The 17,355-nt window shown below is 70.9% G+C and carries 15 protein-coding genes; 9 read left to right on the top strand and 6 right to left on the bottom strand.

Annotation, left to right across the window (positions count from 1 at the left end; translation table 11 throughout):
• Positions 1-50 precede the first annotated feature (50 nt).
• The 7 genes from K1J60_RS15840 (at position 51) to K1J60_RS15810 (ending at position 8,241) form a co-directional block, all read left to right on the top strand.
• A complete protein-coding gene (locus tag K1J60_RS15840) occupies positions 51-1,877 on the top strand; it encodes a phosphoenolpyruvate carboxykinase (GTP) (RefSeq protein WP_220646784.1) in 1,827 nt (608 codons plus the stop codon).
• A 420-nt stretch (positions 1,878-2,297) separates the two neighbouring features.
• The gene (locus K1J60_RS15835; protein WP_220646783.1) at positions 2,298-3,287 is read left to right on the top strand and encodes a serine/threonine-protein kinase; all 990 of its coding nucleotides are present in this window, start codon (positions 2,298-2,300) and stop codon (positions 3,285-3,287) included.
• Positions 3,274-3,810, top strand: a complete 537-nt coding sequence (locus K1J60_RS15830) for a hypothetical protein (protein WP_220646782.1) — start codon at positions 3,274-3,276, stop codon at positions 3,808-3,810. The genes K1J60_RS15835 and K1J60_RS15830 overlap by 14 nt, the downstream gene beginning before the upstream one ends.
• A gap of 177 nt (positions 3,811-3,987) precedes the next feature.
• On the top strand, positions 3,988-5,301 hold the full coding sequence (locus tag K1J60_RS15825) for a hypothetical protein (protein ID WP_259407744.1): 1,314 nt from the start codon (positions 3,988-3,990) through the stop codon (positions 5,299-5,301).
• A gap of 167 nt (positions 5,302-5,468) precedes the next feature.
• Positions 5,469-6,230 (top strand): vWA domain-containing protein, encoded by a 762-nt coding sequence (locus tag K1J60_RS15820; protein WP_033531750.1) that lies wholly within the window; start codon positions 5,469-5,471, stop codon positions 6,228-6,230.
• Position 6,231: 1 nt separating this feature from the next.
• The gene (locus K1J60_RS15815; RefSeq protein WP_220646780.1) at positions 6,232-7,047 is read left to right on the top strand and encodes a PP2C family serine/threonine-protein phosphatase; all 816 of its coding nucleotides are present in this window, start codon (positions 6,232-6,234) and stop codon (positions 7,045-7,047) included.
• Between the two features lie 33 nt (positions 7,048-7,080).
• Positions 7,081-8,241, top strand: a complete 1,161-nt coding sequence (locus tag K1J60_RS15810; RefSeq protein WP_220646779.1) for a hypothetical protein — start codon at positions 7,081-7,083, stop codon at positions 8,239-8,241.
• A gap of 219 nt (positions 8,242-8,460) precedes the next feature.
• On the opposite strand, the gene K1J60_RS15805 is transcribed toward K1J60_RS15810, so the two are convergent.
• The 6 genes from K1J60_RS15805 to K1J60_RS15780 all read right to left on the bottom strand — a co-directional run bounded on the left by K1J60_RS15805 (position 8,461) and on the right by K1J60_RS15780 (position 14,988).
• A complete protein-coding gene (locus K1J60_RS15805; RefSeq protein ID WP_220651488.1) occupies positions 8,461-9,045 on the bottom strand; it encodes a hypothetical protein in 585 nt (194 codons plus the stop codon).
• A 4-nt stretch (positions 9,046-9,049) separates the two neighbouring features.
• Complete coding sequence (locus K1J60_RS15800) at positions 9,050-10,639, bottom strand: substrate-binding and vWA domain-containing protein (RefSeq protein WP_220646778.1); 1,590 nt, start codon at positions 10,637-10,639, stop codon at positions 9,050-9,052.
• On the bottom strand, positions 10,636-11,829 hold the full coding sequence (locus K1J60_RS15795; protein WP_220646777.1) for a toxic anion resistance protein: 1,194 nt from the start codon (positions 11,827-11,829) through the stop codon (positions 10,636-10,638). Before K1J60_RS15795 ends, K1J60_RS15800 begins: the two co-directional genes overlap by 4 nt.
• A gap of 21 nt (positions 11,830-11,850) precedes the next feature.
• On the bottom strand, positions 11,851-12,924 hold the full coding sequence (locus K1J60_RS15790; RefSeq protein ID WP_220646776.1) for a substrate-binding domain-containing protein: 1,074 nt from the start codon (positions 12,922-12,924) through the stop codon (positions 11,851-11,853).
• A 290-nt stretch (positions 12,925-13,214) separates the two neighbouring features.
• Complete coding sequence (locus K1J60_RS15785) at positions 13,215-13,676, bottom strand: SCO4983 family protein (protein ID WP_259407743.1); 462 nt, start codon at positions 13,674-13,676, stop codon at positions 13,215-13,217.
• Positions 13,677-13,776: 100 nt separating this feature from the next.
• The gene (locus tag K1J60_RS15780) at positions 13,777-14,988 is read right to left on the bottom strand and encodes a pyridoxal phosphate-dependent aminotransferase (RefSeq protein WP_220646775.1); all 1,212 of its coding nucleotides are present in this window, start codon (positions 14,986-14,988) and stop codon (positions 13,777-13,779) included.
• 268 nt (positions 14,989-15,256) lie between these two features.
• Here K1J60_RS15780 and K1J60_RS15775 point away from each other — a divergent pair, with 268 nt between their 5' ends.
• Positions 15,257-16,174, top strand: coding sequence for a hypothetical protein (locus tag K1J60_RS15775; RefSeq protein WP_220646774.1), 918 nt, complete (start codon positions 15,257-15,259; stop codon positions 16,172-16,174).
• A gap of 186 nt (positions 16,175-16,360) precedes the next feature.
• Positions 16,361-17,290, top strand: coding sequence for a trypsin-like peptidase domain-containing protein (locus K1J60_RS15770; RefSeq protein ID WP_220646773.1), 930 nt, complete (start codon positions 16,361-16,363; stop codon positions 17,288-17,290).
• Positions 17,291-17,355: the final 65 nt, after the last annotated feature.

The raw sequence follows: 17,355 nt of genomic DNA, 5'->3' as shown, positions 1-17,355 counted from the left end.
CGCAGCCCCCACGGGGCCTCCAACAAAAAATCCCTCATTTAGGAGCAATCGTGGCGCGCGACATCGCGGCTCCCCCTTCAACCGTCCCGACCGCCCACCGAGAACTCGTGGCGTGGGTGAACGAGATCGCCGAACTGACCGAGCCGGACAACGTGGTCTGGTGCGATGGATCCGAGGCCGAGTACGAGCGCCTGTGCGGGGAGCTCGTCGAGAAGGGCACCTTCCGGAAACTCGACCCGATCAAGCGTCCGAACTCCTACTACGCCGCGTCCGACCCGACCGATGTCGCCCGGGTCGAGGACCGCACGTTCATCTGTTCGGAGAAGGAGGAGGACGCGGGTCCGACCAACCACTGGAAGGCCCCCGCCGAGATGCGGGAGATCTTCCAGGGCGAGAAGGGCCTGTTCCGGGGCTCGATGCGCGGCCGGACCATGTACGTCGTCCCGTTCTGCATGGGCCCGCTCGGCTCCCCGCTCTCCGCCATCGGCGTCGAGATCACCGACTCCGCGTACGTCGCCGTCTCCATGCGCACGATGACCCGTATGGGACAGCCCGTGCTGGACGAGCTCGGCTCCGAGGGCTTCTTCGTCAAGGCCGTGCACACCCTCGGCGCCCCGCTGGAGCCCGGCCAGGCCGACGTGCCGTGGCCCTGCAACAGCACCAAGTACATCTCCCACTTCCCCGAGAGCCGCGAGATCTGGTCGTACGGCTCCGGCTACGGCGGCAACGCGCTGCTCGGCAAGAAGTGCTACGCCCTGCGCATCGCCTCGGTGATGGCGCGCGACGAGGGCTGGCTGGCCGAGCACATGCTGATCCTGAAGCTGACGCCGCCGCAGGGTGAGTCCAAGTACGTGGCCGCCGCCTTCCCGTCGGCCTGCGGCAAGACCAACCTCGCGATGCTGGAGCCGACGATCTCGGGCTGGACCGTCGAGACGATCGGCGACGACATCGCGTGGATGCGCTTCGACGAGGACGGGCAGCTCTACGCCATCAACCCCGAGGCCGGGTTCTTCGGTGTCGCGCCGGGAACCGGTGAGCACACCAACGCCAACGCGATGAAGACCCTCTGGGGCAACTCGGTCTTCACGAACGTGGCGCTCACGGACGACGGCGACGTCTGGTGGGAGGGGATGACGGAGGAGACCCCGGCGCACCTGACCGACTGGAAGGGCAACGACTGGACGCCGGACAGCGAGACGCCGGCCGCCCACCCGAACGCCCGCTTCACGGTGCCGGCGGCGCAGTGCCCGATCATCGCGCCGGAGTGGGAGAACCCCAAGGGCGTGCCGATCTCGGCGATCCTCTTCGGCGGTCGTCGCGCCACGGCCGTGCCGCTGGTGACGGAGTCCTTCGACTGGAACCACGGGGTGTTCCTGGGCGCGAACGTGGCGTCCGAGAAGACCGCGGCGGCCGAGGGCAAGGTCGGTGAACTGCGCCGCGACCCCTTCGCCATGCTGCCCTTCTGCGGCTACAACATGGGCGACTACATGGGCCACTGGGTCGATGTCGCCAAGGGCAAGGACCAGTCCAAGCTGCCGAAGATCTACTACGTCAACTGGTTCCGCAAGAACGACGCGGGCAAGTTCGTGTGGCCCGGGTTCGGCGAGAACAGCCGGGTCCTGAAGTGGATCGTGGACCGGCTGGACGGCAAGGCGGACGGGGTGGAGACGCCGATCGGCATCCTGCCGGCACCGGGCGCCCTCGACACGGAGGGGCTGGATCTCTCCTCGTCCGACCTGGACTTCCTGCTGACCGTCGACAAGGAGGTGTGGCGGGAGGAGGCCGCGCTCGTGCCCGAGCACCTCAACACCTTCGGTGATCACACGCCGAAGGAGCTGTGGGACGAGTACCGGGCGCTGGTGAGCCGCCTGGGCTGACGCCCCCTTTTTGCTCCGCGACCGGCCGGATATGGGTTGCCCTGACCAGCGACGTCTCCTCGGCCGGTCGCGGACTTTTTGTGTGCCTGGGTGGGGGAGGGGCGCCTAGGAGTTCGGGGGTTCGGGTGCGTTGTCGGGTGCGGGTGCGTGGGGGCTGGTCGCGCAGTTCCCCGCGCCCCTGAAAAGCAGGGGCTGCGCCCCGTGCTTTTCGGCCCGAAAGGCCGTAGGCCTTTCAGGGGCGCGGGGAACTGCGCGAGAAGCCCCACGCACCCGCACCCGACAACGCGCCAAGGGGGTCGAAGGGGCGCAGCCCCTGGGATGGGACGGGTAGGGGCGGAGGGGGCGAAAAGGGCTGCCGCGCACGGGATTTCGCGGGACACTCGGGACATCCGCACCGAACCCCGAAATGAGGTGACCGGGGTGCGCACACCCGTAAGTGACCCCATGAAGATCGGCCCGTACAAGATAGTCGGCCGCCTCGGCTCCGGCGGCATGGGCTGGGTCTACCTGGGCCGCTCACCCGCCGGCCGAGAGGTCGCCGTCAAGGTCGCCCGCCCCGAACTCGCCGCCGAACCCGAGTTCCGCGAACGCTTCGCCCGCGAGGTCGCCGCCGCCCGCGTGGTCAGCGGCGCCTACACCGCCGCCGTCGTCGACGCCGACCCCACCGCCGCACTCCCCTGGCTGGCCACGCTGTACGTCCCCGGCCCCTCCCTCGCGGAAGCGGTCCGCGCCGACGGCCCCCTCCCCGAGGCCCAGGTCCGCCCCCTCGGCGCCGGCCTCGTCGAGGCGCTGCAGGCCATCCACGCCGCCCATGTGATCCACCGCGACCTCAAGCCGGCGAACGTACTGCTCGCCCAGGACGGCCCCCGGGTCATCGACTTCGGCATCTCCCGCGTGGACGGCGCCCCCGGCCTCACCCGTGTCGGTGTCGTCGTCGGCACCCCGCCGTTCATGTCGCCCGAGCAGATCCGCGGCGACCGGGTCGGCCCGGCGAGCGATGTTTTCTCCCTCGGCGGGGTCCTGGTGTACGCGCTCACCGGCCGCCCACCGCACGGCGGCGGGGAGGGCGTACGTGTCGAGGTCGTCCGGGGAGAGCCCCGGCTCGACGGCGTACCGCCGGGGCTGCGGCCCCTCATCGCCCACTGTCTGGCCAAGCGGCCGGAGGACCGGCCCCGACTCGCCGAGATCCTGGCCGAGTTGGTGGAGGAGGAGACGCGCGTCGAGGCGTGGCCGCCACCGCAGGTGGCCCGGACCATCGAGGTGCGGTACGAGGAGCTGAAGGAGCGCCATCTGCGCCGTACGACGAGTGAGTCCGTCCCCTCCTGTCTGCTGCTGCACGCGCAGGCGCTGCTCGACGCCGGGCTGACCGACGCCATGGTCGCCGGGGCGGTGGTCCGTGACGGCTCCTGACTCCTACCCGGGCCGCGACTCCTACCCGGGCCGCGACTCCTTCTCCGGGCGCGACGGTCGCGACGGCCGCGACTCGTACCCGGGGCGCAACGCGGAGATATTCGACCTCGGTACGCACTGGCGGCAGTTGGTGCAGAACTGGGTGGCGCGGCGGAATTACCACACGGTCCATGACACCGTTTCCGTCTCCCTGCAATTCGATCTCCAGGAGGCGGGGCGGATCGTCACGTTGCGGTTCATGACCACCAAGAGACTTCTCGTGGCCTTCGCGACGGACGGAAATTTCCTCCGGCAGGACCAACTAGCCGTCGCCGCCGCCGCGTCGAACGCTTGGAATACCGAACAACTGAACCCCATGCTTTCCGTGTGGGATGTCCGCGGGCCTCGTCCCTGTCTCGCCGGTGTCTGTGATCTGCCGTTGACGTGTCGGATCACCCAGACGGACTTCGACGCGTTGGCCAATGACTGGGTGGAGCGGGCGCGGCAGATGTTCAGTCGTTGCCATCAGGTGTTCAAGTTGTAGAGGTGAAAAGCATACTGATCGAACGTCGGCGTAACTCGCCGTAATTCCGTCGGCGGAATTCGCCAAACCCTTCCGGCCGCCCGGCGGCCTGCTCCACTATTGGATGGGCTTTTTCAGGGCCGCGGGGGCGTGCCTTTCAGGCCACGGGGGGTTGGGGCGATGGGTGCGATCGGGCGTTTGTCGTTTCTCGGTGTGCTGGTGGGGTTGCTGGTCGGGCTGGTTCCCACGGGGCCGTCGGTCGCGGCCGACAACCCCTGTCCGGACGACGGCTTCACGAAACGGCTGGCCTGCTGGGTCGGACGGACGGCCGACGGGCCCGTGGTGATCACCCTCAAGGAGCCTCTGGAGTACGAGGACATGGGTGAGGACCACCGCGCGGTCCTCGATCAACTGGGCGAGAGCGCCCACCCGGTGGTCGTGCAGGTGCCGAAGGGTGCGCGTACGGGACAGGGCGGCACGGCGTTGCTCCTCGTCTTCGACGAACTGCTCATCCACCCCGACGCCACCATCGACCGGCTGACGGCACAGACTCAGGCCGACCTGAAGGCGAACGGTGTCTGCGACGACGGGAACCAGCTGTGCCGCAAGGTCGGCCCCGGTGAGGGGCAGGCCACGCTCAAGGGATCACAGCTGGCCGCTTTCGCCGCAGATCCCGGCGACAACAGCTTCACCATCACCGAGGTCGACAACGACCGAACCCCCGGCTCCTCGAACGCGTCCGGCGCCACCGACGGCCAGGGTGACGGTGAACGGGGCGACAAGGGCCGGGAAGACGAGGGGCAGGACGACCGGGGCCGGGGCCAGGGGCAAGGGCAGGGGCAGGGGCAGGACGGTGAGGGCGAGGCGGACAACGCGGCCGACACCACCGACACCACCGACGGCGACGACTCCGCATCCGGCTACAGCAACGCCACATGGACCGCCTTCTGGATGGCGCTCCTGCTCGGGCTCCTGCTCCTCGCCTTCGTGATCGTCATCCGGCGGTCCAGGGGCCCGGTCGCCGTGGGGCACCGGGCGCCGTCTCCCGGGCGGGCGGTCGGCGGGCTCGCGCGGGTCGGCCCCGCCCGGACCCCGCCGGCGCACGCGGCGCGCGGCGCGGGCGTCGGGGCAGGAGAGGGCGGGGGCGGCAGCGTCGGCGCGGTCGGCCACGGCCACGGCCACGGCCACGGCCACGGCGACGGCGACGGCGACGGCGACGGCGGGGACGAGCGCACCACCCGGCTGCGGGTGGCGTCCGCGCCTCGGCACGGGCGGCAGGTGGGGGCCCGACCGGCGCACGCCCGGACCGCGGTCGTCCGGACCGAACTGCACCCGCAGGGCTATGTCGAGGTCGATCGGGTGCTGCGTCGGGCGGTGTGGGCCGAGCCGGGGCGGCCGCCGCCCGCACCCGGCGGTCTCGTCGACGTCAGCGACGCACGGGAACGCGACTCCGACGTCCTGTACGCCTTCCCGCCGACCGCCGCACGGCACGCCAAGGGCACACCCAGGTGACCCCAGCGGGGCGCCGCGCAGCGAGCCCCGGGCACCAGCACACCGAGCATCAGGCACCAGCACACCGAGCATCAGGCACCGCGCATCAAGCATCAGGCACCGCGCATCAAGCACCAGGCACCAGGCACCAGGCACATCAGCACCACCAGAAGCACAGGGGGAAGACGATGCACAGCGAATACCCGCCCACGCTGCCGGCCGAATACGCCGACATCGAGTTCGAGAACAACGCCCAGCGCATGCCGCTCGTGCTCTGTCTCGACACGTCCAGCTCCATGGCGGGCCAGCCGATCCAGACGCTCAACAACGCGCTCGCGGAGTGGACCAGGGAACTCCACGACGACGTCAGCCTGAGCTACAGCGTGGAGGTCGCCGTCGTCACCTTCGGCGGACAGGGCGTCGGCGCCTGGCGCGGTCCCCAACTGCTCGACCCGCGCACCCGGACGAGCCCCTTCATACCCGCGCACGCCTTCCAGGCACCGCAGCTCACGGCCGCCGGGGTCACCCTGATGACCGAGGCGCTGGAGCTGGCGATGCACATCGTCGCCGCCCGCAAGAGCGAGCTGCGAGCATCCGGACTGCAGTACTACCGGCCGCAGATCTGCCTCGTCACCGACGGTCTGCCCACCGACCCGACCGGCCATCTCACCGAATCCTGGCACCGCCTGGTGCCCGTCCTCGCCGAGGAACAGCGCGCCCGCCGGTTCCGGCTCTACGCGATCGGCGTCGGCGGGATCACGGACATGGGGGAGTCGGTGCTCCGGGCGTTCGCACCCAAGTTCAACGCCCGGTTGCAGGGGTTCCCCTTCCGCGAGCTGCTCCAGATGATGTCCGCCAGCGCCAACGCCGAGCAGAAGGGGGCGGGGGACGAGGTGTTCGAGAAGATCTTCAGCCAGTTCAAGACCCAACGCCCGGCCTGGGAGGCGTGAGGTGAACGCCGCCCCGCCCTGGCGGATCCACGGCCTGAGCGTCGAGGGCTACCGGCACCGGCGCCAGGGCCTGCCCTGTCAGGACGCCTGCGCCGCCGCCGCCACGCCCTCCGTCGCCGTGCTCGCCGTCGCCGACGGGGCCGGCAGCCGGCCCCGGTCGGAGGAGGGCGCGCGGCTCGCGGTGGGGCTCGCCACGGACCATTTCGTACGGCGGGCCGAGGCGGCCGTGGAGGTACGGCCGGGGGAGGCCGTGCACGAGCTGCTGCGGGACGCGTTGCGGGACGTCAGCGACGACTTCCACGACCGGACCGGCGCCGACGCGCCCGACTTCGCGACCACGCTCACGGTGGTGGTGCTCGCGCCCGGCTGGCTCGGGCACGTCTCCGTGGGCGACGGGTTCGTCGTCGTACGGGCCGGGACGGAGGACGGGGAGCGGCAGTTCCATCTGCTGCCCCAGGCCGCGGCGGCGAGCGAGTACAGCAACGAGACGGTGTTCCTGACCTCGCCGGACATGGCGCGCTGGACCCGCACCGAGTGCGTGCTGGACGACGGCGTCGACGGGGTGCTCCTCTCCACGGACGGCCTCGCGCAGGCCATGCTCAACCGGTCGGCCGACGGCGCGCAGTCACCGAACACCTCGTTCGCCGACGCCGTTTTCCGCTCCCTCGACTCCGCCGCCGAGGACGACCGCGATCCCAACCTGGCCGCCCTCCTCCGCTCCGACCGCCTCACCGCCCTCAACGCCGACGACAAGACCCTGCTGCGTGCCGTCCGCACGAACCCGGCGATGAGCGCGCCCCATGCTCATCAGCGGTGACGACCGGCTCGACGAACACTCGGAGGTACGGCCATGAGCGGCCGCACGGTCTTTCTCGACGGTAGGCGGGTCACTCTGGCCGAGTTGCCGTTGAAGGGGGGTGGGCAGGCGGCCGTGTTCCCGGTGGAGGGGGACGCGAGGATCGTCGTCAAGATCTACCGGGACACACCGGGGCCGGACCAGGAACGGCGGCTGGCCCGGATGCTGACCATGTCACCGCTGGCCGCCCGCCCGACGGACGCCAGCCAGCCACCGGAGCTGGCCTGGCCCACGGCGATCGCCCGGGGTGCGAACGGCGAGTTCCTCGGCTATGCGATGCGCCGCTTCGGCGAACCCCAACACGTCCAGCTGGTCGGCCTGTTCACCCGGGTCCAGCGCCTCAAGCTCTTCCCGGATCGGGCCGACTGGCGGTTCCTGCTCGGCGTCGCCTGGAACCTCGCCTTCATGACGGCCCGTATGCACTACGACAACCTCGTCATCGGCGACTTCTCCAGCAGCAATGTCGTCGTCGACGCCAACGGGTTCGTGACCTTCCTCGACTGCGACTCCATCGCCTTCACCGACCCGGTCACCGGCGAACTCTTCCCGTGCCTGATGCACACCACCGACTACTCGTCCCCCGAGCGCCAGACGGGCGGCCCCGCGACCCGGCAGAGCGACGACTTCGCCCTGGCCGTCCTCGTCTACCAGCTGCTCACCGCCGGCAACCACCCCTTCGGCGGGGTGCCGCACGAGAGCGCCTCCGAGTCGACCGTCAAGGACAACATCGCCGCGAGCTGCAGCTATGTCGTCCGCCCCGACCGGGTCACCATCCCGCGCGGCACGATCGACCCGTCCGTCCTGCCGACCGAACTCCTCACCCTCGCCAGGGCCGCCTTCGGACCCGGCGTCCAGGACCCGGACGCGCGGCCGCAGGCCGAGGCCTGGCTCCGGGCCCTCGACAAGGAACGCGGCCAGGTGCGGGCCTGCACGGTACGGCCCCTGCACACCTACGGCTCCCATCTGCCGACCTGCCCCTGGTGCACCCGGGCCGCCGTCACCGGCCACGACGTCTTCAACGGGCCCCGGCCGACCTCGGTCCCGGTGCCGCCGCGTCCGCCGGGTGAGCCGGCTTCGCCGTACGCGGGGTTGAAGGTGTTGGCTGTGGTGGTGGGGGTGGTGGTGTTGATCGTGATTTTGGCCAGCGTGGGATGAGGGGGCCTGGGGTTCCTGGGTGTGTTGTCGGGTGCGGGTGCGTGGGGGTTGCTCGCGCAGTTCCCCGCGCCCCTAAAAACCCAGGCCCTGCGGGCCTGAAAGACCACGGCCCTGCGGGCCCGAAAAGCACGGGGCGCAGCCCCTGCTTCTCAGGGGCGCGGGGAACTGCGCGAGAAGCCCCACGCACCCCCACCCGCACCCCCACCCGAACGCCCCCCCTCACCCCGACCGCCCCTCCAGATAGCGCGTGTGCGACTCCTGGCGACGCGCCTCGGTGTCGCGCAGGGCTGACGCCAAGCCGGACAACTCCTCCTGCAGCAGTCCGAGTTGGCGCTCAAGGTGCCGCTCCGGTGGATCCGTGCCCGGGGTCAGGCGGGTCCACCAGCGGGTGCGGACGAAGGTGTCGACGGCCTCGGGGACGTCCTGACGGACGGCCCGGGACAGGGTGTGGACGCCTTCGGGGTCCTGGGCGAGGACCTCGGCGACCCAGCCGGGGTCGAGGAGGGCCGTGAGGAGTTCGGTCAGCTCGGTGAGGCGGCCGGACGCGGCGGGCGGCAGTTCGATGTCGGCGAGGTACGCGCGCAGGGTGCCGAAGTCGGTGCGCAGCTCGTCCAGTTGGGCGGACGGATCCGGGAAGTCCGGTGGCGGGGGCCGCTCCGGCGGGGCGATCAGCGCGCCCGCGCCGTACAGCCCGACGACCACCACCGGCCAGTACGGTCCCGCGACCCCCGCGAAGGTCAGCCCGAGCCCGGCGATCCCGAGGGCGCTGCCGGCGAGGTTCTTGCGGGACTCGACGTACGTCATGAATCTACTGGTAGCCACGGATCTCCTCGAAGGCGCCGTCCAGTGAGCCCTGCTGGGCGTCGAAGAGGCGGCCGCCGGTCAGGTCGGCGATGTGTCTCAGTTCCTCCTGGTCGGAGTCGCCGAAGAGGATCGGGAAGACGGGGATCTGTTTCTGGGCGGCGGGCAGTCGGCGGTAGAAGGCGTCGAAGTCGGCGGGGCTCGCGCCCTCGGTGTTCTCGCCGTCCGTCATCAGCACGATCGAGGTGAAGGTGTCCCGGTCACCGGTGCCGAGATGTTCGTACGCCTTGCGCAGCGAGGTGTAGATGGCGGTGTCGCCGCCGGCGGACAGGCCCCGGGTGTCGGCACGGATGCCGTCGAGTCCGGCCTTCGGACGCTCGGGCCGTACGACATGCGTCCGCACGCTCTTCACGTCCGACCCGAACGGCATCAGAGTGACCTCCTCCCGGTCCCGGAAGTCGCCGGTCAGCTCGGTGAGGGCGGTCTTCAGCCGGTCGAGCCGGTCGCCCTCCATCGAGCCCGAGGTGTCCAGGACGTACACGGTCCGCGACGGTCGGCGCAGCTCGTTCTCGTAGGCGTCGAGAAGGCCGTCGGCGACGGAACGGCCGCCGGGGAAGGGAAGTTCACGGCGGCGTGTGGTGTCGAGGCCGGCCGCGGGCGGCACGGAGGCGACGACCGGTCGGCGCAGCGTCCGCTCGGTGATCAGCCGCTGGATGTCCGGGGTGCGCAGGGCGTCCGAGAGCCGGCGCACGTCGTCCCGGACGTCCTCGCCGGTGGAGGCGAGCGAGGAGAGCGGATAGTCGGCGGTGACGACGCCGTCGCGCGGCCGGATCACCGTCAGGTCGCCGCGCGACTCCAGCACCGACTCGTAGTTGAGCAGCGCGTCGACGTCACCGCGCCGGTCGTACGCCGCCGCGAGCCAGCCCGACGATCCCGATGTCAGCTTCTGCCCCGCGAAGAACTCCTTCAGCCGGGGCGCCGCCCGTGCGACGTCCGCGTCCGTCAGCGCGGACTGGGCGTCGGCGAGACCCGACGCGACCGAGACGAGCGTGGAGAAACCGGAGTGGGAACGGGACGGGTCGGTCATGCCGTACGTCAGTCCTCCGTCCGCCACGGCCTTCTCCACGTCCGACCAGGTGACGTCCTCGGGCTTCCAGCCCAGTTTCTCCACGGTCTCGTTCCGCACACCGATCGCGACCGGGCTCGACATCACCGAGGTCTCCGACACGACCTGCTTCGCCGTCTCGGGGCGGAGCCGCAGATAGTCGTTGGAGGACAGCCACACCGCGTCGTACGAGCCCTTCGCCCGCCCCTCGGCGAGCAGCTCGACGGCGTCGAGGGTGCCCATGTAGGTGGGCCGGACCTTGATCCCGGTGTCCTTCTCCACCCGCGCCAACACCGGCTTCATGTCGACGAGTTCACTGGAGGCGAGGACGCGGAGGGTGCCGGGGACGTATGCGGTCGGTTCGGCGGCCGGGGCTTCGGTGGGCGAGGTGCACCCGGCGGTCACCCAGGCGAGTGCGACGGCTACGGCCGCGACCGCGGCCCGGTGGGTGGCGTGTGTCCACGCACGCCCGCTCTCGGTTCCGTTTCTCATGCGAGGCCACCCCCTTCCAGCGCCCCCTGCGACCTGCTCCGCTCCAGGTACCGTGACGCGTCCTGGAGTTCGGAGGTCAGCGACTCGACGGTCGCTGCCATGGTCTCCGTCGCCCGGACCTTGTACGTGTCGATCGCGTCGAGAGTGCGGTAGATCTGCTGGAACGCCGAGCGGAGCGTCTCCGCGCCGACGGCCGGGTCGGCGGCGATGCGCTGGATCTCGCCGCTCTGGCCCGCGAGCATCTCCGCGTTGCCCCGGATCAGATCCTCCGTCGTACCGCGCAACGCGTTGACCTGGTCGACGACCTTCTTCTGGTTGTCGAGGGCGGAGGCGAGCATCACGGAGATGCGCAGTGCCGAGACCGTGGTCGTCGCGGCCCGGTCGACGCCCTTGATCAGTTCCTCGTTGTTGCGCCGTACGACGTCCATGGCCAGATAGCCCTGGGCGCAGACGGCCAGCTGGGTGAGCAGGTCCTGGTGCTTCTGCCGGACCGGGAAGAGCACGTCGGCGCGGAGGGTGTCGCCCTGCTGCGGATCCGCAGCGTCGACGTGGGTGGCGATGTGCGCCTCGACGGCCGTGTCCAGGGCCTCCGTCAGGACGACGTACTCCTGGAGCTTGCCCATGGTCTCCCAGAGCCGGACCCGCTCGGTCTGCAACGCGGCGTTGTCGCGCCGCAGTTCGTCCTGGCCACCCCGCAGGGAGCCCACGATCTTGTTCAACGTGCCTTGGGCGGAGGCGTACTTGGCGACGTGGTCGCGCAGTCTGTTGCCGCCGGGCAGCCGGGACAGCAGCTTGCGCCCCTTGCCCGTCGGCAGATCACGCGGGTCCAGATCCTCCACCACCCGCCGCAGTTCCACGAGCGAGCCCGCGACCTGCGACTGCGCGTCACCGCCCTTGCCGGGCAGGCTGCGCACGGTCCGCTCCAGCATCCGGTTGGACTGTGCGGCGGCGGTCCGCATCTCGCCCGCGCCGAGTGCGGTGATCTCCCCGACCCGGCCGGCGAACTCCGGGGAGCGGGCGTCGAGGCCGGCGAGCCCCCGTACGTACTCCTCGGCCCTGTGGGCCATGTCCGTCCGCACGGACTCCTCGACCGGCACCAGTCCGCCGGCCTTCTCCCGGGGCACGGCCGCGACCGGCTCGGGAGGGGTGAGGGTGAAGGCGCTGCCGCCCTCGCTGTCGTCGATGTTCATCTGTGGTGTTCCCCCGTCGTCCTACTGGCCCCTGGCCCGGCGCGCCATCTCGTGCAGCACCTCGGAGGTGGGCACGGGCGCCTGCCGGACGGTCAGCTTCTGCATGAGATAGGTGGTGTGGTCGGCGGTCGCCGCCGTGAACTCGGTGGCCGCGCCCTGCGGCCGGAACCCGTGCCGGGCGGCCAGCTCACGCAACCTCGGGTCGGTGGAGAGGAGTTCGCCGAGCGCACGTCCCTCGTCCGTGACCGGTACGACCGTGTGGTCGCTGAACACGGTGGTGTCCGGGTAGAGGACGACCAGGTCGTCGACGCTCTGGCCCTCCGTCAGCAGGGCCGCGACCTGCGACTCGTAGACCAGTACGAGCGGATTGCCGACTCCGCTGACGAAGTCGCGGAACGCCGCGTCGGTGCTCGGCTGCTGGGCGCCCTGCACACTGATCAGCTCGCGCATGAGGGGGGCGGTCCGGTCCAGGTCCTCCTCGTTCGCGACGACCCGTCCGTCGTTGGCGACGTCGGAGGCGGCGGCGAGGTAGAGCGCGCCCGAGTTGGAGGTGGTCGGGTCGGTGGTGGCGATGTAGAGGAGTCCCCTCAACTCGCCGTACTTCGCGGCCCCCTTGAGGTCCTGCCACGTCCGCCCGTCCTCGGCGGCCTTCAGATACGCGCCCATGTCGAGGACGCCCCGGCCCTCGTCGAGGGTGGCCAGCCCGTTCTGCCGCAGCACGTCCGCGGCGCCTCGGTGGGCCACCACGACAAGGGGCGAGTAGAAGGGGCGGGGCAGCGGTTCGCGTACGCCGTACTTCTCGGCCAGTTCGTCGGCGGGCGCCTTGCTGGACGGGAAGGCGAAGTCGTACCCCTTCGGATCGAGGCCGTCCATGGCCCAGGATCCCGACGTCTCCGTCTTCACGGTGTAGCCCTGGGCGGCCAGGGCCTTCACCACCTCCGGGTCGGCGAAGAACTCCGCCTTCTCCGACCCGATCACGCCTCGCACGGTCTTCGTTGCCGTGCCCGTGTCCTCGGTCTGCCGGCCCGCCACGACGGCTGCCACCACGCCGCCGATCAGCAGGACCGCGAGGACGATTCCTGCGATTCGTCTCACATCTGGAGAGTGCTCGGCGGAACCCAACGTTCCTTGTGCGGGGCGGTGAACGGGGGATGAAGCGGTGGTCCCGGTATGCCACGGCCGCCGGGGGGTGTGGGGAGGGGCGCGGGTGCGGGTGCGGGTGCGTCGTCGGGTGCGGGTGCGGGTGCGGGGGCGTGGGGCTTCTCGCGCAGTTCCCCGCGCCCCTGAAAAGCAGGGGCTGCGCCCCGTGCTTTTCGGGCCTGCGGGCCTGTTGCTTCAGACCCGCAGGCCTCCTTCTTCGTCGGGCACCCTCTCAGGGCAACCGCTCAGCGAGCCGCCAGCTCTCGCGAGGTCGGCTCCGTGGTGGAGAGCGAGCCCGTGGTGGAGAGTGCTCGTTCGGCTGCCGCGTGAGCGTCCATCCGCTCCGCCGCGAGGATCGCCGCCGCCGTGTCCGCGCGGGACGCCGCCACGACGAGGGCGCGGCCCGCGAGGGCGTGGGCGCGGCGGTGGAGCTCACCGGCCTCCCGCCCGTCGGCGGCGACCGCGGCGGACCGTACCGGCTGCCGCCCGCCCCGCAGCCGTGCGACCTGCGCGGCGAGGCGCTCCGCGGCGGTGTCGAGGTCGGTGGAGGGGGCGAGGGCGCGGAGCGTGTCGGTCGCCGCCAGCAGTGCCGCCAGATGACCCGCGAGCTGGATGTCCAGCTCTTCCTCACGCGAGCGATGAGGGAAGTCGGAGGAGGTCGTGCCGGCCATCGTGTGGACCGACTTGGTGCGGATCGGCTCGTACATGGGATGGCCTCCAAGCTCTCGGACCACCACTCTACCTTAGATTCTGTCTAAAGTTGAGCGAGGTCCGAAAGCCCCGGTTCGCCGTACTCGACGCGCGGTGTCAGGCCTGCCCGTACCCGTCCAGGAAGTTCCCGATCCGGGTGATCGCGGACCGCAGGTCGCCCACGGTCGGCAGCGTCACGACCCGGAAGTGGTCGGGTTCGGCCCAGTTGAAGCCGGTGCCCTGCACGACCATGATCTTCTCCTGTCGGAGCAGGTCGAGGACCATCTGCCGGTCGTCCTTGATCTTGAAAACGTTCGGATCGAGGCGCGGGAACAGATACAGCGCCCCCTTCGGCTTCACGCACGAGACGCCCGGGATCTGGGTGAGCAGCTCGTACGCGACGTCCCGCTGCTCCTTCAGTCGCCCGCCCGGCAGCACCAGGTCGTTGATCGTCTGCCGCCCGCTGAGCGCGGCGACCACTCCGTGCTGCCCCGGCATGTTCGCGCACAGCCGCATGTTCGCGAGGATCGTCAGACCCTCGATGTAGGAGTCGGCGTGCGCGCGGGGCCCGGAGATCGCCATCCAGCCCACCCGGTAGCCGGCCACCCGGTACGCCTTCGACATGCCGTTGAAGGTGAGGGTCAGCAGGTCGGGGGCGATCGCGGCGGTCGGGGTGTGCGTGGCGCCGTCGTAGAGGATCTTGTCGTAGATCTCGTCCGAGCAGACCAGCAGGTTGTGGCGGCGCGCGATGTCCGTCAGTCCGCGCAGCATCGCCTCGTCGTACACCGCGCCCGTCGGGTTGTTCGGGTTGATGATGACGATCGCCTTGGTGCGGTCGGTGACCTTCCGCTCGACGTCCGCGAGATCCGGCATCCAGTCGGACTGCTCGTCGCAGCGGTAGTGCACGGCCGTGCCGCCGGACAGGGAGACCGCGGCCGTCCACAGCGGGTAGTCGGGGGACGGTACGAGGACCTCGTCGCCGTCGTCGAGCAGGCCCTGCATCGCCATCACGATCAGCTCGGAGGCGCCGTTGCCGATGAAGACGTGCTCGACGTCCGTCTCGATGCCGATCGTCTGGTTGTGCATGACGACCGCCCGGCGCGCGGCGAGCAGGCCCTTCGCGTCGCCGTACCCGTGGGACGACGACACGTTGCGGAGGATGTCCTCCAGGATCTCGGGCGGGCACTCGAAGCCGAACGCCGCCGGATTGCCGGTGTTCAGCTTGAGGATCCGATGCCCCGCCGCCTCAAGTCGCATCGCCTCCTCGAGCACCGGGCCCCGGATCTCGTAACAGACGTTGGCGAGCTTGGTCGACTGGATCACCTGCATGTCCGTGAGCTTACGGCCCGGTAACGCGTTCCGGGCCGTGTTTTCCACCACGTGGGACGGTCGCATTACCCCGAAATGCCCCGCCGCTGTCCCCTCGGCCTCCTCCTCTCTACAATCCGCGAGCAGGTCCGGCCGATCCCCCACCGCACGGCCGCCGACCGCACGGAACCGGCCGTACGCCGCTGAGACCTGGGCGTACGGCCCATGAGGCTCGGGCGAACGGCCCTCGACACGAAGGCAGCGGAACGCGATGAATGGGGTGGGCGGCGTGGACAGCGCGCACGGGCCGGACCGGAACGAGGCCGACGCCGGGACACCGCCGAACGTGTACCTCCCCGTCGGTGATCCCCGCTCCACCCCGGCCTACGAGATCTTCACGGACCCGGCCGCCGCCCACGGCTGGCAGAACGCCTACGACGACACGGTCCAGCTGGACGAGGTCGTGCCGGCCGCCCCGGGCCCGGACGGGGGTCGTCCGGAGGCGGCACGCCGCGGGCCGGACGACGGGGCAGGAGTGGCCGCAGCCGTGCCGTACGGGGAGGGCGCGTCGTACGCGGAGGGCGTGCCCTACGGAGACGGCGCCCCCTACGAGGGCCGCGCACCGTACGAGCCCGGCGCGCCGTACGAAGACGGCGCCCCCTACGAGGACCCTGCCCCGTACGACAGCCCCGCGCCGCACGCGGCAGGGCATCCGGAAGCCGTGGGGGACGGTGCCGGGCGGCGGGCGCGGCCGGTCGACGGGCGGCGGAGCACGCTCGGGCGGCGCCGGGCCCGCAGGCGCCGCGCGCTGGTGGCGGGCGGGATCGGCGCCGCGGTGCTCGTCGGCGCCGTGACGGCGGGACTGGCCGGGCTCGGCACCTCGGAGCGGGAGAGGCCCGGCACCCCGGAACCCGTCTCGTCCGCCACGGCCGACGACCGCTCCGGCGACGCGGACGCGGAAGCGGCCACCCCGACAACCGGCGGAACCTCCGACCCGGATGCCGAGACGTCGCCCGGCGACTCCTCGCCGGACGCCTCCCTGTCCCCGTCGTCGACAGCCACGAGCGACGAGCCGTCCGGCTCCGCGTCCCCCACCGCGACCTCCGCCGCGCCGTCCACCGGCTCCTCCGCCACGGAGACCTCCTCGCCCCGGGGCAACTCCAACGGCAAGGGCAGGGGGCAGGGCGCGACGAAGGACCCCAAGTAGCCGCGGGCGCTCCCGGTCCGGCGTCTCCACCCGCTCAACCCCCCACCCCTGGCCGAAGATCACGCGGCCGGAACCAACTCCTTGCTCGTCCTCCACATCGCCCTCACAATGCGCATGACAAACTGCGGTGGCCGGAAGATCTTCTGCCACCACGCAGCCACATAGCTGTAGTGAGGGGACCCCCACATGAGAAAGCCTCTCGTTGCCTCGCTGTTCGCCCTGGTGATCACCGGGGCGGGCGCGGCACCGGCGGTCGCGGCGCCGGAACCGGCGGCGGCGCCCGGAAAGACGGCGGACGCGGCCGTGAAGACCGTGGTCGGCAGCGTCGTCGACACGGCGAACAAGACCGTCGCGGACCTCGCGACCCCGGCCCCGGCGGTCCAGGCCGTCAACTTCGCCGGCACCGTCTCGCTCAGCAACTGCTCCGGCTCGGTCGTCCGGATGCCCGACTCCGAGGACAACGACCCGGCGTTGGTGATGACCAACGGCCACTGCCTGGAGACCGGCTTCCCGACCCCCGGACAGGTCATCGTCGACCGGGCCTCCACGCGCACGTTCGGCCTGCTCAACTCCGCCGGCACCCGCGTCGGCACCCTGCGCGCCAGCAAGATCGCGTACGGCACGATGACCGACACGGACATGGCGGTGTACCAGCTCACCACCACGTACGCGCAGATCAAGAGCACGTACGGCATCGACGCGCTCGTCTACGACACCACCCGCCCGGCCGCGGGCACCGCCATCAGTGTCGTCTCCGGGTACTGGAAGCGGATCTACACCTGCGGTGTCGACGGGTTCGCGTACCGCCTGAAGGAGGGTGACTGGACCTGGAAGGACTCCATCCGTTACACCTCCGCCTGCAACACCATCGGCGGCACCTCGGGCTCCCCGGTGGTCGACGTCGCCACCAACAAGGTCGTCGGCGTGAACAACACGGGCAACGAGAGCGGCGAGAGGTGCACCCTCAACAACCCCTGCGAGGTCGACGCGAACGGCACCGTGACCGTCCGTCAGGGCATCAACTACGCCCAGCAGACCTGGCACGTCCCCGCCTGCTTCGGCGTGGACAACAAGCTCGACCTCTCCGCCACCGGCTGCGTCCTCCCCAAGCCGTAGCACTCCGCCGGGGAGAGCCGGGCCGTCGAGACCACGGGGCCCCGAGGGCCGTCGCTCGCCGACGG

This window comes from Streptomyces akebiae (genome assembly GCF_019599145.1).
GTDB classification, from domain to species: domain Bacteria; phylum Actinomycetota; class Actinomycetes; order Streptomycetales; family Streptomycetaceae; genus Streptomyces; species Streptomyces akebiae.
The sequence above is the reverse complement of the archived record's forward strand: the minus strand, read 5'-3'. Positions and strand labels throughout refer to the sequence as shown.